The organism is Mesorhizobium sp. WSM4312, from assembly GCF_002294875.1.
Lineage (GTDB): Bacteria > Pseudomonadota > Alphaproteobacteria > Rhizobiales > Rhizobiaceae > Mesorhizobium.
In genome coordinates this window covers 195,879-220,023 of sequence record NZ_NSFU01000013.1, presented here as the reverse complement: position 1 = coordinate 220,023, position 24,145 = coordinate 195,879, and the positions used below count along the sequence as shown (strand labels likewise).

Below are 24,145 nucleotides of genomic sequence, written 5' to 3'. Positions count from 1 at the left end.
CCCGCACCGCCCGGTCGCCGGTGCGGTGCAGCACCAGCGTCGGCGCCCTGACCTTTGACAGCAGCGGCCGCACGTCGGCGTCGCGCAGCGCCTGCAGCAGGCCGGCCACCGCGCCGGGGCTGGAGGCGGCCCGGAGCAGGCCGGCCCACCAGGCGCGCGCCTGGCGGTCGGAGGCCACGCTCGGTGCAAAGGTTTCGATTTCCGCCGGGCCACCCCAGCCGGCGAGCAGGCGCTGTTGCCACAGATCATATTGCGCCGATGTGAGCGCGAAGGGATAGTCTGGGGCGCGGCTGCCCTTGGCGAGCGAGCCCCACAGGACCAGGCCGGTCAGGCGGTCGGGGTGGTCGACGGCGAAGCGGATGCAGCCCGGCCCGCCCTCCGAGGCGCCGACCAGCACGGCTTTGCGGCTGCCGGCCGCGTCCATCACCGCCAATATGTCGCGCGCTGTGGCCTCGACGGTCGGGCGGGCGCCGACGCGGTCGGACAGGCCCATGCCGCGCCGGTCGAACAGGATCAGCCGGCCGAGCCGCGACACGGCACCGAGCCAGGCGCGGCAGCTCCTGTCTTCCCAGATGCGCTCGACATGCGAGATGAAGCCGGGAACGAGCACGATATCGGCCGGGCCGCTGCCTATCGTCTGGTAGGCGATATGGATGCCGTCCACGGCGACATAGCGGGTTCTGGGCCTCCGCACCATCGCCTGGCACCATGTCTGCATGAACACCCACAACGGTGCTGATGCCCGATACGGCTGAGCGCACGATCGATAGGGATAGCCCTTTTCCTTCGGCGGCAACCAAATCTCGCCGCAGATGCCGGAGGGGACAAGGCGGATCCTGTTCGGGCTGATCGTGCTGTTCGTGACGGCGGCTTATTTGCGGATCGTGGAGGAGCGGTGACAAGGACCTTGAGCGGCAGGCCATGAATTTGTCGCCTGCGCGCTTCCAGATCCCATCAAAATACAATCAATTTCCAGAGGCTCGTCGCCTTTGCGGATTCGCCAATTATATTAGCTGTTGTTGAATTGTATTTGGCAAGCGCTACCGGGAGTAACTATTTCCTCCCGGCACTCACTTTCAACCCTTGCTTAACTGCGATGCTACATTCTGCAAATCGCAGGCAAGAAATTCAAGGATTGCTCGATGCAGGTCACCTCGGACCTCACCGTTGCGATACGGAAGCTGCTGTCGGCCAGGAGCGGTGTTGCTGGCACCAGCCAGCAGACGTTCGTCAAAGCGGGCACAGCGCTGCGGACCGAGGCCCCGGTCATTCGTCCGGGCGCGACCGGCGACGAGGATGGCACGTTCGGCAGCTTTGGCCAGGCCCCTGAGACCGACGTGCCGGCTGCAGCGGGAGGGATATATCAACGCACTGCTCGATGCCCCAGCGTTGCAGTCCATTCAATCTGGCCGGCGTGGTAATGCCCATATCGGTCTCCTTCGACCAATATGAATCATAAGCCGTCCATCAAAGGGATCCGCAATCCTTTAATTTGCGGACTGGCTTTGGCCCGGTGGCGGAGCAGCCACAGGGTGGACATTTCGGCCCACATGGAAAATGATCATGTTGCCATGCACAACACTGCAGTGCTCTGATCTCAACGAGAAAGCCTTAGCGTAGAAGCGGATCAACCGACCTCCGGGTCCAGCGAGCGGGGACGCAAATGGACACACCAGAGAATGCGCAATTGCATCGCGACGCGGGCGGGCGACCCGGTCGATCGGCCGGCTGGCTTGCCCGCGCCGCCGTGTCGGCGGCATTCCTGGTCGGCATGGCTTTCAGCAGCACTGCGTTTGCGCAGGACCAGCAGCTACCCGTGGTGACGGCGGCCAAGCCGGTGGTCCGTGACATCGTCGAAGACGACGAGTTCGTCGGGCGCTTCGAAGCCGTCGACCAGGTCGCCATCCGTTCGCGCGTCAGCGGCTATCTGGACAAGGTCAGCTTCCAGGACGGCGCACTGGTCAACAAGGGCGACCTGCTCTTCACCATCGACCAGCGTCCGTATCAGGCGGCTTATGATGCCGCCAAATCGCAAGTGGATGTCGCCAAGAGTCTGCTCGAATTCTCCAAGATGCAGCTGGATCGCGCCGACGAACTCGCCAAGACCGGCAATATATCAACCGCGACGGTCGACGACCGCCGGCGGGAATACCTTTCGGCGCAGGCGCAGATGCAGGGCGCGACGGCTGCGCTGACGACCGCCAGCCTGAACATGGAATTCACCGAGATCAAGGCGCCCTTGTCCGGCCGCATCGACCGCCGGCTGGTGTCGGTCGGCAACCTCGTGCAGCCGGATTCCACCTTGCTGACGACCATCGTTACGCGCGATCCGATCGACTTCTATTTCGACGTCGATGAGCGCCTGTATTTCAGCTACGCCCGCGACGCGAAGGCGCGTGGCGGCACCATGCAGGAAGGCGCTGGCGGGCTCGAGGTGGTGGTTCGCGTCGCCGACCGCGCGGAGGCGGTATTCAAAGGCAAGCTCGATTTTGCCGAGAACCGGATCGACAACGCGACCGGCACCATGCGGGTGCGTGCGACGTTTCCCAACGCCGACGGCATTCTCCAGCCAGGCATGTTCGGGCGCATCAACGTGCCGGGGTCGCTGCCGCATAGCGGCGTGCTGGTGCCCGACGAGGCGATCGGCGCCGATCAGGATCGCCGCATCGTGTTCCTGGTGGATGAGGCCGGGATGGTTTCGGCCAAGCCCGTGCGCACCGGACCGCTTCTCGACGGCTACCGCGTGATCCGCTCGGGCCTGGCCGGCGGCGAGACGATCATCGTCAACGGCCTGATGCACGCCAGGCCCGGCACCAAGGTGAAGGTCGAGATGGTAACGCTGCCGCCCAAGGCCGAGACCGCCGGGTTGCAGCAATGAGGTTCGCCCATTTCTTCGTCGACCGTCCGATCTTCGCATCGGTCGTTTCGATCGTCCTTTTGATCCTCGGCGGGATTGCCTATACCCAGCTGCCGGTCGCGCAATATCCCGAGATCGCGCCGCCAACCATTGTCGTTCGCGCGCAGTATCCGGGCGCCGACGCCGAGACGGTCGCAGCGACTGTGGCAACGCCGATCGAGCAGGAGATCAACGGCGTCGAGGGCATGCTCTACATGTCGTCCTATTCGTCGGGTGACGGAGCGATGGCGCTGACCATCACCTTCAAGCTGGGCACCGATCTCGACAAGGCGCAGGTGCTGGTGCAGAATCGCGTGTCGGTCGCCGAGCCGCGCCTGCCCGAAGAAGTCCGTCGCCTCGGCATCACCACCACCAAGAGCTCGCCCGACCTGATGATGGTCGTGCACATGCTGTCGCCGGACAATACCTACGACCAGCTCTACGTCTCGAACTACGCCCGCTCGCGGGTGCGCGACATACTGCTCAGACTCGACGGCGTCGGCGACCTCATCATCTTCGGCGAACGCGAATATTCGCTGCGCATCTGGCTCGATCCAGAAAAACTGTCCGCCCTGGGGATGACCTCGGGCGATGTGGTGCAGGCGTTGCGCGACCAGAACGTCCAGGTGTCGGGCGGCTCGATCGGCGCGCCGCCGACCAACACCGGCTCGGCGTTCGAGTACACGGTCACCACGCAGGGCCGCTTCAACGACGCACGCGACTTCCGATACGTGATCGTCAAATCGACCGACGACGGCCGCCTGATCTCGCTGCAGGACGTGGCGCGCATCGAGCTTGGCGCCAAGGATTACGTCACCAACTCCTATCTCAACGGCAAACCGGCGGTGGCGCTCGCCATCTTCCAGCGGCCGGGCACCAATGCGCTCGCCGCAGCCGCCGAGATCCAGGACAAGATGAAGGAGCTTTCCCGCGACTTCCCGAAGGGGTTGAGCTACGACATCGTCTACAATCCGACCGAGTTCGTCGCCCAGTCGATCCACGAGGTCTACAAGACGATCCTCGAGGCGATGCTGCTGGTCATCATCGTCATCATCGTCTTTCTGCAATCGTGGCGCATGGCGATCGTGCCGATCGTGGCGATCCCCGTGTCGCTGATCGGCACGCTGGCGGTGCTTTTCGCCGCCGGCTTCTCGCTCAACATGTTGACGCTGTTCGGCCTCGTTCTGGCCATCGGCATCGTCGTCGACGACGCGATCGTCGTGGTCGAGAACGTCGAGCGCAATATCGCCAGAGGGCTGGCGCCCAATCCGGCGGCGCACCTGACCATGGACGAAGTCGGAACGGCTGTTATCGCGATCTCGCTGGTGCTGATAGCCGTGTTCGTACCGACAGCCTTCATCCCCGGCATTTCCGGGCAGTTCTACCTGCAGTTCGCGATCACCATCGCGGTATCGACGGCGATCTCGGCATTCAATTCGCTGACGCTCTCGCCGGCGCTGGCCGCACTGCTGTTCAAGCCGCATCACACTGCTTCGGCGCCGCCGCGCTTTTTCCTGGCGCGGTTCGGACGGGCGCTCGCCGACGGCTTCAATAATGGCTTTGACAGGCTCGCCCATTGGTATTCGAGCATCGTGCGCGTGCTGGTCGGCTCGTGGATAGCGATCGGCGCCATGCTGACCGTTTTCGCGGCCCTCATCTGCGCCACGGTCTACATGGTGCAGGCGGTGCCGCGCGGTTTCATTCCGTCGCTCGACCAGGGCTATGCGATCGTCGTCGTCCAGCTGCCGGACGGCGCCTCGCTGTCGAGGACCGATGCGGTCATCCAGCAGGCGTCGCAGATCATCCAGAAAACGCCAGGCGTCGACTACGCAGTCGCCTTCGCCGGCTTCTCCGGCGCGACCTTCACCAACGCCAGCAACGCGGGCGTAATCTTCGCCAGGTTCAAGCCGTTTGATGAGCGACTGAAAGCCGGCCAGTCGGCGACCCAGGTCATCGGCAATCTGTTCGGCAGCCTGCAAAGCATCAAGGAAGCCTTCATTATCGCACTGCCGCCGCCCCCGATCCGCGGCGTCGGCAATGCCGGCGGCTTCAAACTCCAGATCCAGGAGCGCAACAGCGCCGACATGCGGCAGATCCTGGCGCTTGCTTACGAAATCGCCGGTAAGGCCAACAAGACGCCGGGGCTGACGGGCGTGTTCACCACGTTCTCCGCGTCGAGCCCGCAATTCTTCCTGGCGATCGATCGCGACAAGGCGCGCATCCTGAACGTGCCGATCCCCAACATCTTCGAGACGCTGTCGATCAATTTGGGCACCGCCTACGTCAACGACTTCAACGCTTTCGGGCGCGTCTACCAGGTGCGGGCGCAGGCCGACCAGGCGTTCCGCCTCGATCGCGCCGACATCTTGAAACTAAAGGTGCGCTCGGCGACCGGCGCGCTGGTTCCGCTCGGCACGTTGATCGAGATCCGCGACGTCACCGGCCCGGCGCTGGTCCAGCACTACAACATGTACGTCTCGGTGCCGCTGCAGGGCAACGCCGCGCCCGGCGTTTCCACGGGCGACGCGCTGGCCTTGATGGAAGGGATCACGGCAAAGACGCTGCCGGCCGGTACCTCTTATGAATGGACCGAGCTCGCCTATCAGGAGCACAATACCGGCAATGCCGCTGTCTATATCTTTGGACTGTCGGTGCTGTTCGTGTTCCTGGCGCTGGCGGCGCAATATGAAAGCTGGGTGCTGCCGTTCGCCATTGTGCTGGTGGTGCCGCTCGGCGTGCTCGCGGCGTTGCTCGGCGTTTCTTTCCGAGGGCTGGACAACAACATCCTCGTGCAGATCGGCCTCATCGTGCTGATCGGGCTTGCCGCCAAGAACGCGATCCTGATCGTCGAATTCGCGCGGCAGGCGCAGGAACGCGGCCTGTCGGCGGCCGAGGCTGCCGTCGAAGCCTGCCGGCTCAGGCTGCGGCCGATCCTGATGACCGCCTTCTCGTTCATCCTCGGCGTCGTGCCGCTGATGATCGCAACGGGCCCGGGCGCGGAAATGCGCCAGTCGCTCGGCACCGCGGTGTTCTCCGGCATGCTCGGCGTTACCTTTGTCGGCCTGTTCCTGACGCCGGTGTTCTACGTCACGCTCAGGTCGCTGTTTTCACGGCGCAAGCCCCGTGCCGAGGCCGAGCCTTTGGGGCCGGCAGAGGCGCCATCGGAGACTGCCGCCGAGTAGGGTTACGAATTCGCCGAGTCGAGCGCGGCTTGTCACTCCAGAAAATCGGCACGGCGCGGCAACGGCCACGACGGCATGGCTGAAGACCAAAAGCTCTGCCGTAAGCGACCTCGAATTGCTCGGCGTCGAGCGGGAGAGGGGCACGCCGGCCTTCGCCCTCGTGGGAGAGCCAGGCACCCGCAAATATGACATGGCCATTCAGGCCCGACCTGACCCACACCGTCGCCGGCTGAACGCGTCGCTCCAAGGATTGTTTTCGGGAGGTTCGAGCACTAGAGGCGCAAAGCTGACGTTGAACTAGCGTGAGCGCAACGTGTCGGTCCGCAACCGACTGATCCGCGCCCGAGCCTACAGCCTGTCTCCGCTGTTAAGCAAGCGTCGGTTGATGCCCTGCCTTGCCCCTTACCATCCCCGCAATCCCCTCCAGCAGCGCCCTCTGCTCGCCCACCCAGAACCAGTGGTCCTCCCCCTCCACCTCGACAAACCGCGCCCCCGCTATCCGCGCCGCCAGATACCGCCCGGCCTCGACCCGCACCGCCCGGTCGCCGGTGCGGTGCAGCACCAGCGTCGGCGCCCTGACCTTTGACAGCAGCGGCCGCACGTCGGCGTCGCGCAGCGCCTGCAGCAGGCCGGCCACCGCGCCGGGGCTGGAGGCAGCCCGGAGCAGGCCGGCCCACCAGGCGCGCGCCTGGCGGTCGGAGGCGAGGCTGGGCGCGAAGGTTTCGATTTCCGCCGGGCCGCCCCAGCCGGCGAGCAGGCGCTGCTGCCACAGATCATATTGCGCCGAGGTGAGCGCGAAGGGATAGTCGGGCGCGCGGCTGCCCTTGGCGAGCGAGCCCCACAGGACCAGGCCGGTCAGGCGGTCGGGATGGTCGACGGCGAAGCGGATGCAGCCCGGCCCGCCCTCCGAGGCGCCGACCAGCACGGCGCGGCGGCTGCCGGCCGCGTCCATCACCGCCAGTATGTCGCGCGCTGTGGCCTCGACGGTCGGGCGGGCGCCGACGCGGTCGGACAGGCCCATGCCGCGCCGGTCGAACAGGATCAGCCGGCCGAGCCGCGACACCGCACCGAGCCAGGCGCGGCAGCTCCTGTCTTCCCAGATGCGCTCGACATGCGAGATGAAGCCGGGAACGAGCACGATATCGGCCGGGCCGCTGCCCATCGTCTGGTAGGCGATATGGATGCCGTCCACGGCGACATAGCGGGTTCTCGGCATCTCCGCTTCGGCATCGCCGGCGCGCAGCAGAGCGAGCGTCGCCGGGTCGGGCGCCACGCCGAGTTCGTCGCGCAGCAGCCGCGTACAGGCCTCGCCCTGGCGCTCGGCCGCCGCCCGGTCGCCGGCGGCCAGATGGGCGCGGATCAAATGGCGGTGCGCGCTTTCGCTCAACGGGTCGAGCGCGGCAAGGCGCGTTGCGTGCATCACGGCGCCGCGCGCGTCGCCGCCGGCGATCCTGGCTTCCACCAGCCGCTCCAGCGCCTGCACCAGCCGGCTGCGCAAGGCCTCGCGGCGGAAGAACACCCATTCCTCGAATTCGGGACAATCCGGAAGCGCGAAGCCGGCGAGATAGGCGCCGGTATAGAGGCCGGCGGCCTCGTCGAGCAGACCGGCATCGCAGGCATGGTCGAAGGCGATGGCGTCGGCCTCGACCAGGAGCCCCGGGCGCAGGCCGAGCGACGCCGCGCCGGCCGATATGATCTCCTCGCCGAAGGCGACGCGGATCTTGTACAGCGTGCGCCGCAGGCGGGCGCGAGCGGCTTGCGCGTCGGCCTCGGGCCACAGCAGCGTGGCGGCGACCTCGCGCGCCACCGGTCCTCCGGCCTCGGCAAGGTAGATGACAAGCGCGGCCGCCTTGCGCAAGGCGAGCTCTACCCGCCGCCCGTTCAGCCGGAACTCCGGAAAACCCAGAAGTCTGAGTTGTATCGGCTCCATCGATCCGCACGCGGCCGCGCAAGGAGAGGACGTTGAGGGGACGCCGGCCTTCTATCCACCCCCCGGTTTCGCGCCGATCCGGCCCGATCAACTCCCTTGGAGCGAGAAATGTCACCGGTCAATACATCAAGCCATCGCACTTCAGAACCGCTTGGCGGCTGCCGCGTCCCTGCCGCCGGGCATGGAGGCTGAACCATGTGCCAGACCTGCCTCTCCTGGTATGCGCGCTGCGTCGCCCCCTATTTCGTCCATGCCGGCTGTTCGGCCGGCACATTCACGCGGATGCGCAGTCGCGTCATCCCGAGGGCTGAAGGTATCGTCGTCGAGGTCGGCTTCGGCTCGGGCCTCAACCTGCCCCATTACGACGCCGCCAGGGTGGAGCGGCTGGTCGGCGTCGACCCCGACGGCACCATGCTCGGCCTCGCCGCATCCAAGAGCCGCGCCATGCCGTTCGCCGTCGAATGCGTCCGGGCCGGCGGCGAAAGCCTGCCTTTGGCCGATGGCATCGCCGACACGGTGGTCGTCACCTATGCCTTCTGCACCATTCCGGACCCCGAGGCCGCGCTCAGCGAAATCCGCCGCGTCCTGAAGCCGACGGGCCGGCTGATCTTCATCGAGCACGGCCAGGCCGAGGGACCGCGCTGCCGCCGCTGGCAGCAGCGGCTGAACCGGCTGTGGGGTTCGATCGCCGGCGGCTGCCACCTCAACCGCGATCCGCTGCGCCTGATCGGCGGGGCGGGTTTTCGCCTGCTCGAGGTGCAGCACGGCCGGTTTCCCCTGCCCCTATGGCAGTTGGGCAGCCACCACGCCGGCATCGCGGCCGCAGGCTGACCGGCCTGCACCGGCCGCGCGTTCATTTGGCCGCTGGCCTTGCAGGGAACCCAGCCTGCAAGGCTGCCCGGCCCAGCGTCATCTTGCCCCGTTCATCGATGTCGCGCCGCACTTGCCTGGCGCCATGGCCGCCCTCACAGCGCCAGGCTCCCCTGCTCCGCCTCCTCGGCATCGGGGTCGCCGGGGGCGGTGGCCCAGGCGAGTTCGACCAGCGTCACGGTGCGCTTTCCGGTGCCGTCGAGCTGGCAGACGATCAGCCCCTGCTCCTCGATATAGGTCAGCAGGCGCCGGGCGCGGCGCAGCGAGTGCGAGCCATAGGCGCGTGCGATCGCGGCGTCGCTCGGGCACGGCCAGCCTTCCTTCGCCGCCCGCGCGATCATCATGAACACGCCCTGCATGTCGTCAGGCAGCAGCGAGGCGCGCACGGAAACGTCCCGCCAAGCGTCGTCCTGCGTCGTTTCGGAGCCGAGGCCTGCGCGGGCGCGCGTCAGCATGCGGCGGAATTCGGCGAGGTCCGGCACCACCGAGGCCAGGCCCTCGATGCGGCAGCGCACCACGAATTCCTGATAGAGCACGCCGATCACGCGAAAACCCGCATCGGGCTGTGCCAGGATGGCGCGCAGCACGCGGTCGACCCGCTCGCGCCGTTCCGCCAGGTCCTCGGCGCTGATTTGCGGCTCCGCCGGTTCGGGGCGGATTTCCAGCGCCGCCGATTTCGCCGCCATCAGCTGGTCGAGCAGGTCCGGCGACGCCACCCGGCGCGGCGTGCGCACCGTCTCGGGCGGCGGCGCCGCCAGGATGATCGCGCGGGCATCCTCCAGCGCTGCCTCCGGCATCGCCATCAGCCGCGGCGTGCCGTTGCGCGGGCTGGTGTCGGTCGGGCCGATGCGCAGGCCGAGCGGCCGGCGCGACAGTGCCGGCCCCAGCGCCATGAACTGCCCCCGCTCCAGGTCGCGAAAAGCTTCCGCCTGGCGCCGCTCCATGCCGAGCAGATCGGCGGCGCGCGCCATGTCGATGTCGAGGAAGGTGCGACCCATGAGGAAATTGGAGGCTTCGGCCGCGACATTCTTGGCGAGCTTGGCCAGACGCTGCGTGGCGATGATGCCGGCCAGCCCCCGCTTGCGGCCACGGCACATCAGGTTGGTCATGGCGCCGAGCGAGAGTTTGCGCGCCTCGTCGGAAACCTCGCCGGCCACCGCCGGCGCAAACAGCTGCGCCTCGTCCACCACCACCAGCATCGGATACCAGTGGTCGCGGGCGACCTCGAACAGCCCGCCGAGGAAGGCGGCGGCGCGGCGCATCTGGTTTTCGGCGTCGAGCCCTTCGAGGTTGAGCACGGTGGAGACGCGGTGGATGCGCGCCCGCTCGCCGGCCGCCTGCAGGCCGCGCTCGGTGTGCTCCTCGGCATCGATCACCAGATGGCCGTAGCGCTCGCCGAGCGAAACGAAGTCGCCTTCGGGATCGACAATGGTCTGCTGCACCCAGGGCGCGCTCTGCTCCAGCAGCCGGCGCAGAAGATGCGATTTGCCGGAGCCAGAATTGCCCTGCACCAGAAGGCGGGTCGCCAGCAGTTCCTCGAGATCGAGGTTCGCTGGGGCGCCCGCCGTGGTGTGTCCCATCTCGATCGCAACGGTCATGTCTCGACTCAAAAAGGTCTCCTGCGCGGAATGGGGCTTAGCAACCCAGGCGCGGCCCGTCGAGCACCGATGGCCGGCGGCCCGGTGTTGCGCACAGTTGTGAGGAAAGGGCCGCCAGGAACGGCCGCCGTCAGCCGCCCCTGTGGATAGTAACCACTCATTCACCATGGGCCGGCGTTGCGGTTGCGGAGGCCGGCCATCCGTTTAGCCTGACCTTGCATCGCGCCCCAACGAGATGCACCCCAACGCCCCAGACGGCGGCCGGCGTCTTCAAGTTTCGTTTCTGTATGCGCCGGTCGTCAGTTTTGTCAGCTACAGCGCCGCACGTTGCCGCGGCATCGGTGCCAGGGGCGGTGCATCCAGGCCCTCGAAAGGGTCGCGCCAGGCGTCGATGGCTTCGAGCCGGCGATACCAGCGGTCGAGCGCGGGATAGTCGCCGAGCGGCAGGCCGGCGGCATAGTTGAACGGCAGGAAGGCCGCCATGCGGAAATTGGCATAGGAAAGCGACGTTCCGACCAGCCATTGCCGGCCGGCCAGTTCCGCCTCCAGGATCGCGGCCCCCTTGTGGAACTCTTCCAGCCCCTTGCTGACCTTGTCCTCGTCGATCGGCCCGATGCCATAGCGCTGCTTGGTGCCGCGCTCGAAATGCACGGTGTCGCAGGCGCGCATGAAATTCTCCTTGCCCCAGCTCAGCCAGCGGATCATGTCGGGTTCGTCCTCGCCGGTGCGCCAGAAATCGGAACGCGCCGCGCGCGACAACCGGCAGGCTATGGCGTCGGCCTCCCACAGACTGCCGCCGGGCCATGCCAGGATGGGAATGGAGAGGTTGGGATTGAGCGGCCGGAATCGCTCCGCTTGCTCCGGCGCAAAGGGTGACGCGAATTCGAAGGCCACCTGCGCCTTGAGATGGCGCGCCACCGCGACCGCCAGGCGCGGATTGGGATTGCGGCTGAAATACAGTGTCATTTCGCCCACGGCCGGCTCGACCTTGTCATTCATGAGTGTCTCTCCTCGTCCTGGCGAACATGCCAGACCAAGGACGCGACTGGCAGGCGCAATCCGACAAAGTGTGGGTTGACCACCATCGATGGCGAGGCGACACTTCATATCGCACCAAGGCAGGAGGAATTGCGATGGACGAGCCCGAACGGTGGCGCCACATGTCGACGGCACCCAAGGACGGCAGCCGGATCCTGGTCACGGTCCGTCCCTCCGAACAGGGGCCGGCGGAAGTCGACCTCGCCTACTGGTCGCGCGGCGACCAGTTCGCCGGTGAAGGCTGGCGGGCATCGGATTCCTCGCCCGGCCGCGTCGTCGAATATGCCGAACCGGAGCTGAAGTGCTGGATGCCCATGCCCTCGGCCAACCTCAGCCGCGGCGGCTCGATGCCCGCCCCCTGGGAAGGCGACGACGCACAACAGCTGGATGGGTCCGGGATTTAGCGAACGCGGCCGGCGAAGCCGCCAATCTCCCCCCTCGTGGGTTGGATAGGTCCGGGATTTGAGAGCGCCGACGGTGAAGCCGCCGATCTCCCCCCTCGTGGGGGAGATCGGCAGCTTCCCTGCAGGCTCTTCAAAACAAAAATGCCGCCGTCGCCGGGTTCGGTCCGTCGCGGCCATCGGCCGAATCCATGCCCGCGATCGTCTTCAGGTCCTGCGCGTCCAGCTCGAAGTCGAAGACATCGAAATTGGCCGCGATGCGGTCCTGGCGGACCGATTTGGGGATGACGATCAGCCCTTGCTGGAGATGCCAGCGGATGATCGTCTGCGCGGCGGATTTGCCGTGCTTGCGGGCAATGCCCGCGATCGTCGGATCGCCGAGCAGCCGGCCGCTGCCGAGCGGGCTCCAGCTCTCCGTCTGGATGTCATGCCCGGCATGAAATTCCCTGAGCGCGCGCTGCTGGAAACGCGGATGCAGCTCGATCTGGTTGGCCACCGGGACCACGCCGGTCTCGCCGATGATGCGCTCCAGATGGTCCCTGTTGAAATTCGAAACGCCGATCGACTTGATGCGGCCGGCCTGCTTCAGCTCGACAAGGGTCTTCCAGGCCTCGACATATTTGTCCTGGCTGGGCACCGGCCAGTGGATCAGGAACAGGTCGATCTGCTCGATGCCGAGTTTTTCCATCGTGTCGTCGAAAGCGCGCAGGGCCGCGTCGCGCTCGTGCGCACCGTTGCGCAGCTTCGAGGTGATGTACAGCTCGCTCCTCGGCACATCGGCGGCGCGGATCGCCTCGCCGACGCCCTCCTCGTTCTGGTAGCCCTGCGCGGTGTCGATCAGCCGGTAGCCGGCCTTGATCGCCCAGCCCACCACGTCGGCGGTGATGCCGCGATCGACCTGCCACACGCCAAGGCCAAGCTGGGGAATGGCGGTGCCATCGTTCAGCGTGATCGGTTCGGGCATGGTCGGATCCTTTGCGAAGAAATGTCCGGGCGGTCGCCCGACCCAGCCTATCTAGGCACGTGCCGGGACGACGACCAGTCGCCGGCGGATAAATTCGCCGGCGACTCACGGACTTGATGTCTTCGTCAGGAGAACCGGCTCATTTCGGCCGGCGCACCGCTCGCACCATCGGGGTGGAAGTGCTGCCGCAGAACAGGCGGTCGCCACCGTCGGATTCCAGCCCCGAGACGGTCATGCCGGCAGGCATGTCGAGCCTCTCCAGAAGCTTGCCGGTTTTCGGGTCGACTCGGCGCAGATCGCTCTCGTCGCCCTCCAAGGTGGCGTGCCACAATTCGCCATCCACCCAGGTCACACCGGTGACGAAGCGGCTGGATTCGATGCTGCGCAGGATTTTCCCGGTCTCGGGATCGATCTGGTGGATCTTGCGCTCGCGGTACTGCCCCACCCAGAGCGTGCCTTCGGCCCAGGTGAGCCCGGAATCGCGGCCGCCGCCGGGCGCCGGGATCGTGGCGAGCACCGCGCCGGTATCGGGGTCGATCTTCTGGATGCGATCATTGGCGAGCTGGAAGAAATGCCGGCCGTCAAAGGCGGTGCCGGCATGCGCGGCGACATCGATCGAACGCAGCGTCTGACCGCTTTGCGGATCGAAGGCGTTCAGCCTGTCGCCCGAGGCAAACCAGACGTTCTCGCCGTCATAGCTCACCCCATGTATCCGCTCCACACCCGGAAAGGGTCCGTATTCGCACAGGATTTCGGCCGGTGAATGCTTCATGTCTTGATCCTCGATTGTGGTCGTCATCCGCTGATCTTCGGTACGGGATTTAGGTGGGTCGAGATTCCGGTCAGGCTGGCCTCACCTGAATCTCGCCACACCTTAGCCGTTCGGCAGCGGCGCCGGGAGTAACAAGGTGGTCGTGAATCCGGCCACCGGCGGCGTCATCCAGCGGCGCGCCCGGCCATGGCCGAAAGACTGCACCTTGCCGGTCTCGGCGAGCGGCTCGAGCGCCCGCTGCACGCTGCGCTGGCCGGTTCCGAGCGCCAGCGCCAGCGCCGAGCTCGACCAGGATTCGCCATCGGCGAGCAAGGCCAGCACGGCGGCGTGCCGTTCTTCGATCGGCCGCGCCAGCACCATCACCGCGCGCGCCAGGTGCGGCGCCAGCGTGAAACCGCGCTTGGTGGCGCTGATGTCGGCAAGTGCTGCAAGCTCGGCGCGCAGCCGGCCGATCTCGACGCGCAGCCGGGCGCGGTGCGATTCATCGGCATGCTTGCCGCCAAAGGCCCGCGCCACGAGTTCCTCGCGCGAGACATCCCCGGGCCAGGCTTCGGCGAGTGCGCGCGCCAGCGCGAACAGCACCGGCCGGCTCGCCAGCGAGACCGTTCTGTCCCCGGCGCGCACGGTGTAGCGAAAGGCATTGACGACCAGCGCCGGCGATGCCTGCAGCGCCTCGACCTCCTCGAGCAGCAACGGCCGCTCCGTGCCTTGGGCGATCAGCCGCGCCGCCGGGGTTTCCAGCGCCAGGGATGCGCTGTCGACTTCGGCCATGAGGCCTGGAATACCCGCCTGGCGGGCGGCGTTGCGCGCCCATTCCAGCGCCGCGCGCGCCGGCCGGGTCCGCAGGCGCCGCATGGCGATGCCGGCGACGGCGAGCTCATGCGCGGCCCGTGCGGCCGGCGGCAGCGGCGTCGGGTCGAGCCCGGCCAGCACATGCTCGGCCTCGTCGAGCCGGCCGATCAACAGTAGGCGCCGCACCTTGAGATGACCCGCATGCGCCGCGTTCAGCCGGTCGCCATGCTTCTCCAGCGTCGTGCGCGCCGCGTCGAGCGCCTTGGCCGGCCAGCCCAGGTCACGCGAGACCAGCGCGATCTCGGCCTCGGCGACGACGCATCTGGCGCGCGCGACGGCCTCTTTCGGGCTGAAGGCGCGCGCCGCCCGCCGCAACAGAAGCTTGGCGCGGTCGAAGTCGCCGAGCTGCGCCATGGCGATGCCGCGCAGCGCCAGCGCCGGCGCATCCTCGCGCAAGGCGACGCGGTCGAGCGCGCCGAGCGGATCGCCCGCCGCCAGCGCCAATGCCGCCGCGGTGATCAGCGAGTCCATGCAAATCCCGTCAAACTTGTAACTCCCACCGCGGCACGTTTGCGCCCTAGCTTAAATCACCACCGCCGGTCAGCAAGTCGCAACGGCGCGATGGAGACCTAGCCATGTGGCTGAGGCCGTCATCGGCACCGTTGACGCCAATTCCGGCACCCGCTAGCCTGAGCATCTCAGGTATTAACAGTAAGCATCTCATTAGGGATAGTTGAAAATGCCTGCAACCGACAATCTCGAACACACCGCACGGCCCCGCCACCCCTGCTGCGCCGGGCCGGACGATTCCAATCCCGTCGCGGATGTAACTCACCCCACCCCGCCTCATCGCTCTACCCTGGATCCCAACGCGATCGCAGGCCGCGACGGCGCCATGACTGACAAAGGAGAAGACCAATGACCAAGCACATGACGATGAAGACCCCGCCGGTCGTTTCGCGGCAGGAATGGGACGCCGCCCGCGAAAAGATGCTGGTGAAGGAGAAGGCGACGCTGCGCGCCAAGGATGCGCTCGCCGCCGAACGCCGGCGCATGCCGTGGATGGAAGTGGACAAGGCCTATGTGTTCGAGGGCCCCAACGGCAAGGCAAGCCTGCTCGACCTGTTCGAAGGCCGCCGCCAGCTGATCGTCTACCGCGCCTTCTACGAGCCGGGCGTCTATGGTTGGCCCGATCATGCCTGCCGCGGCTGCTCGCTCGGCGCCGACCAGGTCGGCCACCTCGCCCATCTCAACGCCCGCAACACCACGCTGGCCTACGCCTCGCGCGCGCCGCAGGCTGACATTGTCAGGCTGAAGGCGCGGATGGGCTGGGAGATGCCCTGGTACACGATCACCGACAGCTTCGACAAGGATTTCGGCGTCGACGAATGGCACGGCCACAACGTCTTCATCCATGACGGCGACCGCGTCTTCCGTACCTATTTCATCAGCAGCCGCGGCGACGAGCAGATGGGCACGGTCTGGAGCTATCTCGATGCCACCCCGCTCGGCCGCCAGGAGATCTGGGAGGATTCGCCCGAAGGCTATCCCCAGACGCCGCTCTACAGCTGGTGGAACTGGCACGACAATTACGAAGCTGGCGCCGACAAGAAATGGGCCGAAGTGGCCGCCGCCGGCGAAGCCGCCTTCAGGGACAAGGGTGAGTAGCAGGAACTGGCGAGAGCCAAGCCCCTGTCCAGCCTGGGTTCCTCGCTCGAGAGAGGTGGCTCGGCGAAGCCGAGACGGAGAGGCTGCGCCCGAAGGTCCCCTCTCCGTCCGCTTCGCGGACACCTCTCCTCCGCCTGTGGCGGGGGCGAGGAACCCAAGTTCTGACGGGCCGCAACCATCACGGGATCAAGATCATGAGCGATATCCATTCTGGTACCGGCAGCGCGACCCCTGAAAACACCAGCACCCTTGGCATCGCCGACTGGCTATGCCTCGCGGCGGCACCCACCTTCGCCCTGATGGCCCTGCTCTCCTGCCTTCAAGGCGGCGACGCGGCGATGCTGTGCATGGGCGCCTCGCCGCTGACCGGCCCGTTAACCGGGATGCCGGCCATGTATCTCCTGATGAGCGCCTTCCACCTGGCGCCCTGGCTGCGGGTGATTTCCGGCCGCCAGATTCGATAGCGCCGGCGCGCGCCGCCTGCATCAAACATCCCACATTTCGGAGAAGGCAGATGAAGCTCGTCAGGCTTAGAGCGCCGGGTGGCCTGGACAGGCTCGACCTGGTCGAGGAAGATCCGCCCCAGCCGGGACCCGGCGACGTGATGGTCAGGATCCGCGCCTGCTCGCTGAACATGCGCGACGATTTCGCCGTGCAGGGCAAGACACCCCTGGCCGACCGCCGCGTTCCGCTGTCCGACGGTGCCGGCGACGTGATCGCCGTCGGCAGCAATGTCGATGCGCTCAAGCCCGGCGACAGCGTCGTCAGTGTCTTCTATCCCTGGTGGCTGGATGGCGACATGACGCCCGCCACCAGGCGCGACATCCCGGGAGAAAGTTTCGACGGCTTCGCCAGCGAATATGTCTGCATGCCCGCGCAGGCCTTCACCAAAGCTCCCGCGGGCTATACGCACGCGCAAGCGGCGGCGCTCACCTGCACCGGCGTCACTGCCTGGCGAGGCCTGGTCGTGTGCGGCAAGGTCAAGCCCGGAGACACGGTTCTGGTTCTCGGCACCGGCAGCGTGTCGCTGTTTGCGCTGCAATTCGCCAAGGCCGCCGGCGCCAGGGTCATCGCCACCTCCTCCGATGAGGAAAAGCTGGAGCGGTTAAGCCGCCTCGGCGCCGACGCCCTCATCAACTACAAGGCCGTGCCGGACTGGAGCCGCAAGGTTCGAGAGTTGACGGACGGACGCGGCGTCGATCACGTGATCGAAGTCGGCGGCCCGGCCACGCTGGCGCAATCCCTAACCGCCTGCCGGACAGGCGGCCACATCGCCCTGATCGGCGTGCTCACCGGCTTTGCGGCTGATGTCTCGATCCCGGCCATATTCTCGAACCAGATCCGCATCAGCGGCATTTCGATCGGCAGCCGGGCGGACCAGGAGGACATGATCCGCGCGATAGAGGCCAATCGCATCAAACCCGTCATCGACCGCCGCTTCCCCCTGCGCGAGATAGCCGCCGCCTTCACGCACTACGCAGCGCGGAAGCATTTCGGCAAGGTATGCCTGGAGGTTTGAGCCCTGCGTGACCGCAGCGATCGCGAAACGACCGCAACGTGCCCTCACCCATCGACCGCCTGGACCGTCAGTGCCTGCATGACTTCGGCTTCGAAGGCGCCGCGCATCTGGCCAGCCTCGGCCAGTTGCCTTGCGTGCCAGTCGCGCGCCATGCGGCCATCGGCCAGGAGGACGGCGCGGTTGCACAGTCCCGGCACCGCTTCCACGACATGGGTAGAGATGATGACGGCATGGCGGCCACTGGAAGCCAGGGCCAGGATGATGCGCTTCACCTCAAAGCCGGCGAGCGGATCGAGGCCGTTCAGGGACTCATCGAGGATCAGCAGCGGTGGCGCGCCAAGCAAGGCCGCGGCAATGGCGATCTTGGCCCGCGTGCCGAGTGAATATTCGGCGATCGGCCGTTCAATCCAGCGCTTGAGCCCGAGCCGTTCGGCGACATCGACGCCAGGCCAGTCGTCTTCGGCGCAACCGCGGATCGAGGCGACGAGTTGAAGGTATTGCCGCCCGCTCAGCGCCGCCGGCAGGTCGGATGGATCGACGGCAAGGCCGAAGCCTGACTTGGCGCGTTCCGGTGCCCTGGCAAGGTCGGCGCCGTCGATCGCCACGGTCCCTCCGAGCGGCCGGATCTGGCCCGTGATCGCCCTGAGCAAGGTGGACTTGCCCGAGCCGTTGGCGCCGAGCAGGCCCAGCACGTCGCCCCGTTCGAGCGACAGATCGATGCCGCTGACGACCGCGCGACGACCATACCCGGCGCTGAGCCCGCGAACCGCGAGGATTTCGGCGGGATCGACGCTGCTATCCATGGCGATATCTCCGTTGCGCCTGGTGCCACAGAAACAGGACAAGGGCGGCAAAGCCGATCAGCACCGTGCGCCCATATTCGAGCGTCTCGTAGCTGGCGTAGGCAATGGCGCCGAGGAAGCTCAGCGCGGCAACGAACGGCGCGGTCATGAAATAGGCGGCAAACACCGCATAGGCGCCGTTCAGCGCCAGCAGCCAGAAGCCGCTGGCGAGCGGCATCGCCCAGGCCGACGGCTCCGCCGCCAGGGCGGCGCCCGCCGGCAAGAGAAAGAAGGCAAGCGACAACTGCAGCGGCAGCCGCGCCAGGCGCAGCCAGGCCCTGACGAAGCCGAGGGGAGCCGTGCGCAGCACCGGCGAGCCGAGCGGATGGAACCGAGCGCTCAGCATGAACACCAGAAGGCCCCCGGTCAGCCCTGCCATGGCCGCCGGCACGGCATCATGGTGGACAAGGCTGATGGAGCCGGCAACGACCGCCGCGAGGCCGAAAAGGATGCCTGCTCCCGCCAGCCGCCATGAAAACCTTACGCGCCCGGCGGGCAGACCCCAGGCCCAGCTCGAGAGCCAGGCCGGCGTCGATCGATCGAAGGCGCCGAGCGACGGGCGGCGCCCGCCCGGATCGCTCACCGGATCGGTATTGTCGGCGTGGACCAGGCCGCGAGCGCTCCGCAGGCGCAGCACCGCCGCCGCGCCAAATCCGGCGCCAAACAGCATCGCGGCACCGAGACCCCAGGCCGGCGCCAGTGGCTTTGCGATGACGAAACAGCCAAGGCCCACTGTCGCCGCGACGATGAAGGCAAGGGGAACGCCCAGCGCGCATGCCGCCACCGCCGCCATGCGCCGGCGCTCCATGAGTGGAAGCGGCAGTGCTTTCAGGAACGGCGCGAAGGCACACGACAGGCAAAGTCTTGCGATTGCACTGCCGGCGAAGCCGCCAAGGCAAAGAAGCGATCCCGGCAGGCCGGCCGTCCACAGCGCCTGTGCCTGCCGCAGCGCGGTGGATGCCGCCTGCAAGGCGACGACGATGTCGGCAATGGCGTAGGCGAGCAGCGCCCCGCCGCCAGTGACGATCCATGCAAGGTCGCGTCGGCGCATCGAGCGCAGGCCAGCCGAGAGCTCGCGCCAAATCAGGGTCAGGACAAGCCTGTCGTGCCGCATTGTTCCATCTTTGCGATCGCCAGCGGTTGGACATCGACATAGGTCGGCGACGATTGTGCCGCCAGTAGGGCCGTCGTGGCTCAGTCCTCGGGACGGAGGTATATCAGCAACCGCTAATTGACAGTCTACGGGAAACAGCGCTCACTGGCCCGTACAGGTGGATCGCAGCATCAGGCGGGCGATATCGACCGCCGGCGTCACCCTGGGGAGGATGCCATGCCAACCGTAATCGGCCATCACAACATCTCGAAAGACAGCAAGCACTGGCTCAGTTCACCCAAGCGCAAGGAGCTTTTCGGCTCGCTGGGGATCACCAACATCCGCACCTTCGTCGATCCGCAGAACCCGAAGCGGGTGGCCGTGATGATGGACGTGCCGGACATGGACAAGATGGCCGCGCTGATGCAGAGCAAGGCGGCCGCCGACGCCATGGCGCACGATGGCGTGGTGCCGGAATCGCTGGTGATCCTCGTCGAAGCGAAAGCGTAGCCGCGCCAGATCAGGCACTTCAGGTCGCGATGTCGTTGACGGGCAGCAAGGGCTTGGGCAGGTCAGCCTCGCCAAGTCCGGCGCGCAGTTCGATCTCGATGTCGCGGCAGATCTGCGAGATCGGAACGTCGTTGGCATTGCCTTCGAATGGGTTGGCGCTGCCCTCGCCGACCTGGTCGAGAGACATGTAGGCCCAGCCCAGAATGGTCGTTCCGGCTGGTGGCGCGGGATCTCTCCCGCGCCCACGCAATTACCTCAATTACCTCAATTGCACTTCGGCTTGGCGCTGTTGCAGGCGTCGACGAGCTCGGCCGGCGGATCCTTGTGGAAGACGGTCTTGAAGGATTCCAGCACGTTGGACTGCACCACCGGCAGCGACTGCACGCCGACCCAGGCCGGCGTGGGTTGCCCGATCAGCGCCTTCATCATCGCCATCGCTTCGGCCACACCCTGGTCATAGGGGCGCTGCGAGCCGGTTGCCTTGAGCGGGCCGCCCTTGGCAATTTCGATCGCCGACTGCAGGCCGAGATCGACCGTGGTGATCGGAATGTCGATGCCTTGCGCCCGCATCGAGGACAGCGTGTCCAGCGCCGGCTGGTCCCAGACCGCGAACAGGCCCTTCACATCCGGATTGCCGGTGAGGAAGTCGCCGGAGATCTGCGAGACCTTCGAGGGATCGGTGAAGTCGACCTGCTTCATGACGATGTCGGGCCGGTTCTTCTTCATCCACTCGCCGACGCCCTTGGTGCGCTCATTGGTGCTGAAATAGTCGACGCCGAAATTCACCAGGCCGATCGTGCCGCCCTTGGGCATGCAGGACGCCAGGATCTGCGCAGCGATCTGGCCGTTGCCCTGGCTGTCGGCCGAGATCATCGAGGCAAAATCCTTTGGAGATGAGAGGCCAACCGGGATGCTGTCCATGAACACCAGCTTGATGCCGGCCTCGCCCACCTTCTTGTAGGTCGGCGCCGTCGCGGTGAAATCGACGGGAATGGAAATGATGCCGTCCGGATGCTGCTGGATGGTGTTCTCGATATCGGCGATCTGCTTGTCGACCTGATATTCGGCCGACGCCACGCCGGTGACGGTGACGCCATATTTGGCCAGCGTTTCGCTGATGCCTTGCACCTGCAATTGCGACCAGTCGAGGTTCACCGTCTGCATGGAAATGCCGACCTTGAACTTGCCGGCCTTGACCTTGGCGGCCTCGTCATCGGTCAGCTTCAGCTCGTCGGGCGAGGCTGCCTTTTCACCGTGCGGGCCTTGGCCGACAATGCCCTTGGGGCCGAGCGTCGCCATGTCGACGCCGCTAACGCAGGTGTCCGGCGTTTGCGCGAGGCTGAGGGTCGTCGACAGCGCGAAGGCGCTGGCGGCGAGGCTCAATGTGCAGAAAAGCGAGTGAACCGATTTCATGACTTCCTCCGTTGATTGTTGATATTGTCTTGCCGTTTGGAGCCGGCGGCTTCTGCTGATTTCCGCGTGCGCCTTACCTCCTCGTGAACGCGACAGCGGCGACGATGATTGCTCCTTTAATGACGAGTTGCAGTGACGAGCTGACGCCGAGCAGCACCAGCCCGTTGTTGAGCGTGCCGATGATCAGGCTGCCGAGCAGCGTGCCGAGCACGAAGCCGCGGCCGCCGAACAGGCTGCAGCCGCCAAGGATGACCGAGGCGATGACATCGAGCTCCATGCCTTGCACCACATCGGGCCGCGCCGCGTGCGAGCGCGCCGACAGGATCAGCGACGCCAGCCCGGCGAGCGTCCCGGTCAGCACGAAGGCAAGCGTCGTGACCTGCTTGATATGCACGCCGGAATAGAGCGCCGCCGTCGGGTTGCCGCCCGCCGCGTAAACCCGCCGCCCATAGACGCTGTAGTGCAGCAGCAAGATGCCGGCGATGGTGACGCCGAGCGTCCACAGGATCGGCGCCGGGATGCCGAGCACCGAGCCTTCGCCGAAGATCGCGAAATAATACTCGTTGGTGATGATGACCGGCTTGGTGTTGGTGACCATCAGCGCCAGCCCGCGTGCGCCGCTCAGCGTGCCCAATGTCACCAGGAAGGACGGGATTTCCAGACGCGTGGTCAAGACGCCGTTGAGCAGCCCGATCAGCGCCCCGGTGCCCAGCCCGGCCACGGCGCCGACGACCCAGTTGTTGGCGACAAAGGCCATCGCCAGCGACGCGCTCATGCCCGAAAGTGCCAGCGTCGAGGCCACCGACAGGTCGATCTGCCTGGAGATGATGACGAATGTCATGCCCACCGCAATGATCGACACCAGCGTCGTCTGACGGCCGATGTTGAGAAAATTGTCGATAGACAGGAACCATGGTGACGCCAGGCTGAAAACGATCAGCATGACGGCGAAGGCGACATAGAGCATGTAGGGACGCTCGCCCTTGAGCAGATGCTGCAAGGCCGAGCGCCCGCTCGGTTGGTTGGTGGCGGCTTTTGCCGGGCTGTGGATGTCGGTCATGCCGCGTGCTCTTCCGATGGCTGCGAAAGTTGAATGAGGTGATGCAGGTCCTCGGCGCTGCCGAATTCCGGCCACGCGATCGTCCTGGTGATGCGGCCATCGACGACGATCGAGATGCGGTCGCAGAGTTGCAGCAGTTCGGAGAGATCCGAAGACACCAGCAGCACCCCGCTGCCGGCCGCCGAAGCGGCGCGAATGACGCCGTAAATCTCCTCGCGCGCGCCGACATCGACCCCGACCGTCGGCTCGTCGAGCAACAGCACGCGCGGCCGTGGCTCGTTCCATTTGCCGAACACGACCTTCTGCTGGTTGCCGCCCGACAGGTTCTTCACCATGGTCGACGCGCTTGGCGCCTTCACGGCCAGCCTGCGCATCGCCGCATTGGCATGTTCGCTCGCCGGCCGGCGCTGCAGCCAGCCAAGGCGCGAGAAATAAGGCAGCCGCGGCAAGGTCAGATTGCGCTCGATCGAATGTTCGAGGACCAGGCCCTGGACGTGCCGGTCCTCCGGCACCAGTGCGATGCCTTGCCCGATCGCCGCCGCCGGGTCTGTTCCCTTCAGCGACACGCCGTCCAGGCTGGCCTCGCCCGACTGGATGGGCCGCAGGCCGAAGATGGTCTGCAGGATTTCGGTGCGTCCGCTGCCGATCAGCCCGGCAAGGCCGTGGATTTCGCCCGCGCGCAATTCGAGACTGGCCCCGTCGAGCCGGTCATTGCTGACGCCTTTCAATTCGAGCACGGGCTTTTCAGATGAACCGGCGGACGGCGCCTGCCCTTGTCCGGATGCGGCGCCATCTGCTTTTAGCACAGCGTGATCCGGCCCGACGATCGCGCCGACCAATTGCCGCATATTGGTTTGCGCCGTGACGAAAGTTCCGGCGTTCTGGCCGTCGCGGAACACCGTCACCCGGTTCGAAATGCGGAACACTTCGTTGAGGCGGTGGGTGACGTAGATCACCCCGACGCCACGTGCTGCAACCGCCCGGATCGCCTCGAACAGGATCTTCTCCTCATCATCGGTCAGCGCCGAGGTCGGCTCGTCGAGGATGAGCAGGCGGACATCGCCCATCAGCGCCTTGGCGATCTCGGTCATCTGGCGATAGGCGAAGGGCAGCGAGCCGACCATGGCGCGGGCATCGAGCGGAATGTTCTGCGATTTGAGGAAGGCCTCGGCCTGCGCCACCAGCTGGCGCTTTTTCAGGAAGCCGAGCCGCGTCTGCGGCTCTCGCCCCAAAAGCAGATTGTCGGCGACCGACAGCGACTCGACCAGGCTCAGATCCTGGTAAACCACCGCCACGCCGGCATCGCGCGACTGGGCGGGCGAAGAAAACGAGACAGGCTTGTCGTCGATTTCGATCGAGCCGCCATCATGCACGTGCACGCCGCTCAGGATCTTGATCAGCGTCGACTTGCCGGCGCCGTTTTCGCCGAGCAGTGCGTGGACTTCACCGGACAGGATCTCGAGGCTGACGCCGCGCAGCGCATTGACGCCGCCGAACCGCTTCCTGACGCCCTCGACGCGCAGCAAGGGAGCCTCGGAAATCAGCGCAATCGAACCCTGTTCGACCATGACGCCCGCACTTCCTCCCGTTGACGCGT

21 protein-coding genes and 1 pseudogene are annotated in these 24,145 nt (G+C 66.3%); 9 read left to right on the top strand and 13 right to left on the bottom strand.

Going from position 1 to position 24,145, the window contains the following annotated elements; genetic code table 11:
* Positions 1-685, bottom strand: a pseudogene (locus tag CK228_RS23175) (alpha/beta hydrolase); the annotation flags it as partial.
* 457 nt (positions 686-1,142) lie between these two features.
* On the opposite strand from CK228_RS23175, the gene CK228_RS23170 reads away from it, so the two are divergent.
* The 3 genes from CK228_RS23170 to CK228_RS23160 all read left to right on the top strand — a co-directional run bounded on the left by CK228_RS23170 (position 1,143) and on the right by CK228_RS23160 (position 6,078).
* Positions 1,143-1,421 (top strand): hypothetical protein, encoded by a 279-nt coding sequence (locus tag CK228_RS23170; protein WP_095789363.1) that lies wholly within the window; start codon positions 1,143-1,145, stop codon positions 1,419-1,421.
* Between the two features lie 350 nt (positions 1,422-1,771).
* Positions 1,772-2,878 (top strand): efflux RND transporter periplasmic adaptor subunit, encoded by a 1,107-nt coding sequence (locus tag CK228_RS23165; RefSeq protein WP_179296019.1) that lies wholly within the window; start codon positions 1,772-1,774, stop codon positions 2,876-2,878.
* Positions 2,875-6,078, top strand: a complete 3,204-nt coding sequence (locus CK228_RS23160) for a multidrug efflux RND transporter permease subunit (RefSeq protein WP_095789362.1) — start codon at positions 2,875-2,877, stop codon at positions 6,076-6,078. Before CK228_RS23165 ends, CK228_RS23160 begins: the two co-directional genes overlap by 4 nt.
* 367 nt (positions 6,079-6,445) lie before the next feature.
* Here CK228_RS23160 and CK228_RS23155 read toward each other — a convergent pair whose 3' ends face one another.
* Positions 6,446-8,008 (bottom strand): alpha/beta hydrolase, encoded by a 1,563-nt coding sequence (locus CK228_RS23155; RefSeq protein ID WP_095789361.1) that lies wholly within the window; start codon positions 8,006-8,008, stop codon positions 6,446-6,448.
* A gap of 195 nt (positions 8,009-8,203) precedes the next feature.
* Between CK228_RS23155 and CK228_RS23150 the strand changes: the two genes are divergently transcribed.
* Positions 8,204-8,839: a class I SAM-dependent methyltransferase gene (locus CK228_RS23150; RefSeq protein WP_095789360.1), complete on the top strand. Its 636-nt coding sequence runs from the start codon at positions 8,204-8,206 to the stop codon at positions 8,837-8,839.
* Positions 8,840-8,973: 134 nt separating this feature from the next.
* On the opposite strand, the gene CK228_RS23145 is transcribed toward CK228_RS23150, so the two are convergent.
* Positions 8,974-10,476, bottom strand: a complete 1,503-nt coding sequence (locus tag CK228_RS23145) for an ATP-binding protein (RefSeq protein WP_095775187.1) — start codon at positions 10,474-10,476, stop codon at positions 8,974-8,976.
* A 312-nt stretch (positions 10,477-10,788) separates the two neighbouring features.
* Positions 10,789-11,442, bottom strand: coding sequence for a glutathione S-transferase family protein (locus CK228_RS23140; RefSeq protein ID WP_179296018.1), 654 nt, complete (start codon positions 11,440-11,442; stop codon positions 10,789-10,791).
* Between the two features lie 167 nt (positions 11,443-11,609).
* Here CK228_RS23140 and CK228_RS23135 point away from each other — a divergent pair, with 167 nt between their 5' ends.
* On the top strand, positions 11,610-11,918 hold the full coding sequence (locus CK228_RS23135) for a hypothetical protein (protein ID WP_019859393.1): 309 nt from the start codon (positions 11,610-11,612) through the stop codon (positions 11,916-11,918).
* Positions 11,919-12,048: 130 nt separating this feature from the next.
* On the opposite strand, the gene CK228_RS23130 is transcribed toward CK228_RS23135, so the two are convergent.
* From CK228_RS23130 to CK228_RS23120, 3 genes are all read right to left on the bottom strand, one after another.
* Entirely contained in the window at positions 12,049-12,879 is an 831-nt protein-coding gene (locus CK228_RS23130) for an aldo/keto reductase (RefSeq protein WP_095775186.1), read from the bottom strand.
* Positions 12,880-13,018: 139 nt separating this feature from the next.
* Positions 13,019-13,651, bottom strand: coding sequence for a PQQ-binding-like beta-propeller repeat protein (locus CK228_RS23125; protein ID WP_095789377.1), 633 nt, complete (start codon positions 13,649-13,651; stop codon positions 13,019-13,021).
* Between the two features lie 102 nt (positions 13,652-13,753).
* Positions 13,754-14,974 carry a helix-turn-helix domain-containing protein gene (locus CK228_RS23120; RefSeq protein ID WP_095789358.1) on the bottom strand — a complete coding sequence of 407 codons (1,221 nt, stop codon included), beginning with the start codon at positions 14,972-14,974 and terminating at the stop codon, positions 13,754-13,756.
* A 387-nt stretch (positions 14,975-15,361) separates the two neighbouring features.
* On the opposite strand from CK228_RS23120, the gene CK228_RS23115 reads away from it, so the two are divergent.
* The 3 genes from CK228_RS23115 to CK228_RS23105 all read left to right on the top strand — a co-directional run bounded on the left by CK228_RS23115 (position 15,362) and on the right by CK228_RS23105 (position 17,630).
* Positions 15,362-16,111, top strand: coding sequence for a thioredoxin family protein (locus CK228_RS23115; protein ID WP_095775184.1), 750 nt, complete (start codon positions 15,362-15,364; stop codon positions 16,109-16,111).
* A 194-nt stretch (positions 16,112-16,305) separates the two neighbouring features.
* Positions 16,306-16,575, top strand: coding sequence for a hypothetical protein (locus CK228_RS23110; RefSeq protein ID WP_095775183.1), 270 nt, complete (start codon positions 16,306-16,308; stop codon positions 16,573-16,575).
* A 50-nt stretch (positions 16,576-16,625) separates the two neighbouring features.
* Positions 16,626-17,630, top strand: a complete 1,005-nt coding sequence (locus CK228_RS23105) for an NAD(P)-dependent alcohol dehydrogenase (protein WP_095789357.1) — start codon at positions 16,626-16,628, stop codon at positions 17,628-17,630.
* A gap of 44 nt (positions 17,631-17,674) precedes the next feature.
* Here CK228_RS23105 and CK228_RS23100 read toward each other — a convergent pair whose 3' ends face one another.
* Together CK228_RS23100 and CK228_RS23095 are read right to left on the bottom strand one after the other, a co-directional pair.
* The gene (locus CK228_RS23100; RefSeq protein WP_095789356.1) at positions 17,675-18,433 is read right to left on the bottom strand and encodes an ABC transporter ATP-binding protein; all 759 of its coding nucleotides are present in this window, start codon (positions 18,431-18,433) and stop codon (positions 17,675-17,677) included.
* Positions 18,426-19,586: a hypothetical protein gene (locus tag CK228_RS23095; protein WP_095789355.1), complete on the bottom strand. Its 1,161-nt coding sequence runs from the start codon at positions 19,584-19,586 to the stop codon at positions 18,426-18,428. The genes CK228_RS23100 and CK228_RS23095 overlap by 8 nt, the downstream gene beginning before the upstream one ends.
* A 216-nt stretch (positions 19,587-19,802) precedes the next feature.
* Here CK228_RS23095 and CK228_RS23090 point away from each other — a divergent pair, with 216 nt between their 5' ends.
* The gene (locus CK228_RS23090) at positions 19,803-20,075 is read left to right on the top strand and encodes a hypothetical protein (RefSeq protein ID WP_019859410.1); all 273 of its coding nucleotides are present in this window, start codon (positions 19,803-19,805) and stop codon (positions 20,073-20,075) included.
* A gap of 19 nt (positions 20,076-20,094) precedes the next feature.
* Here the strand turns inward: CK228_RS23090 and CK228_RS23085 are convergent, their stop codons facing one another.
* From CK228_RS23085 to CK228_RS23070, 4 genes are all read right to left on the bottom strand, one after another.
* Positions 20,095-20,325, bottom strand: coding sequence for a bestrophin family ion channel (locus CK228_RS23085; RefSeq protein ID WP_348629235.1), 231 nt, complete (start codon positions 20,323-20,325; stop codon positions 20,095-20,097).
* Between the two features lie 14 nt (positions 20,326-20,339).
* Entirely contained in the window at positions 20,340-21,488 is a 1,149-nt protein-coding gene (locus tag CK228_RS23080) for a substrate-binding domain-containing protein (RefSeq protein WP_095789354.1), read from the bottom strand.
* Positions 21,489-21,561: 73 nt separating this feature from the next.
* Complete coding sequence (locus CK228_RS23075; RefSeq protein WP_095789353.1) at positions 21,562-22,548, bottom strand: ABC transporter permease; 987 nt, start codon at positions 22,546-22,548, stop codon at positions 21,562-21,564.
* Positions 22,545-24,116: a sugar ABC transporter ATP-binding protein gene (locus CK228_RS23070; protein ID WP_095789352.1), complete on the bottom strand. Its 1,572-nt coding sequence runs from the start codon at positions 24,114-24,116 to the stop codon at positions 22,545-22,547. Before CK228_RS23070 ends, CK228_RS23075 begins: the two co-directional genes overlap by 4 nt.
* Positions 24,117-24,145: the final 29 nt, after the last annotated feature.

Bases quoted from the DNA above. Each gene is read 5' to 3' on its own strand.
- CK228_RS23170 (WP_095789363.1), top strand. From the start codon at position 1,143: ATGCAGGTCACCTCGGACCTCACCGTTGCGATACGGAAGCTGCTGTCG.
- CK228_RS23165 (WP_179296019.1), top strand. From the start codon at position 1,772: ATGGCTTTCAGCAGCACTGCGTTTGCGCAGGACCAGCAGCTACCCGTG.
- CK228_RS23160 (WP_095789362.1), top strand. From the start codon at position 2,875: ATGAGGTTCGCCCATTTCTTCGTCGACCGTCCGATCTTCGCATCGGTC.
- CK228_RS23155 (WP_095789361.1), bottom strand. From the start codon at position 8,008: ATGGAGCCGATACAACTCAGACTTCTGGGTTTTCCGGAGTTCCGGCTG.
- CK228_RS23150 (WP_095789360.1), top strand. From the start codon at position 8,204: ATGTGCCAGACCTGCCTCTCCTGGTATGCGCGCTGCGTCGCCCCCTAT.
- CK228_RS23145 (WP_095775187.1), bottom strand. From the start codon at position 10,476: ATGACCGTTGCGATCGAGATGGGACACACCACGGCGGGCGCCCCAGCG.
- CK228_RS23140 (WP_179296018.1), bottom strand. From the start codon at position 11,442: ATGACACTGTATTTCAGCCGCAATCCCAATCCGCGCCTGGCGGTCGCG.
- CK228_RS23135 (WP_019859393.1), top strand. From the start codon at position 11,610: ATGGACGAGCCCGAACGGTGGCGCCACATGTCGACGGCACCCAAGGAC.
- CK228_RS23130 (WP_095775186.1), bottom strand. From the start codon at position 12,879: ATGCCCGAACCGATCACGCTGAACGATGGCACCGCCATTCCCCAGCTT.
- CK228_RS23125 (WP_095789377.1), bottom strand. From the start codon at position 13,651: ATGAAGCATTCACCGGCCGAAATCCTGTGCGAATACGGACCCTTTCCG.
- CK228_RS23120 (WP_095789358.1), bottom strand. From the start codon at position 14,974: ATGGACTCGCTGATCACCGCGGCGGCATTGGCGCTGGCGGCGGGCGAT.
- CK228_RS23115 (WP_095775184.1), top strand. From the start codon at position 15,362: ATGACCAAGCACATGACGATGAAGACCCCGCCGGTCGTTTCGCGGCAG.
- CK228_RS23110 (WP_095775183.1), top strand. From the start codon at position 16,306: ATGAGCGATATCCATTCTGGTACCGGCAGCGCGACCCCTGAAAACACC.
- CK228_RS23105 (WP_095789357.1), top strand. From the start codon at position 16,626: ATGAAGCTCGTCAGGCTTAGAGCGCCGGGTGGCCTGGACAGGCTCGAC.
- CK228_RS23100 (WP_095789356.1), bottom strand. From the start codon at position 18,433: ATGGATAGCAGCGTCGATCCCGCCGAAATCCTCGCGGTTCGCGGGCTC.
- CK228_RS23095 (WP_095789355.1), bottom strand. From the start codon at position 19,586: ATGCGGCACGACAGGCTTGTCCTGACCCTGATTTGGCGCGAGCTCTCG.
- CK228_RS23090 (WP_019859410.1), top strand. From the start codon at position 19,803: ATGCCAACCGTAATCGGCCATCACAACATCTCGAAAGACAGCAAGCAC.
- CK228_RS23080 (WP_095789354.1), bottom strand. From the start codon at position 21,488: ATGAAATCGGTTCACTCGCTTTTCTGCACATTGAGCCTCGCCGCCAGC.
- CK228_RS23075 (WP_095789353.1), bottom strand. From the start codon at position 22,548: ATGACCGACATCCACAGCCCGGCAAAAGCCGCCACCAACCAACCGAGC.
- CK228_RS23070 (WP_095789352.1), bottom strand. From the start codon at position 24,116: ATGGTCGAACAGGGTTCGATTGCGCTGATTTCCGAGGCTCCCTTGCTG.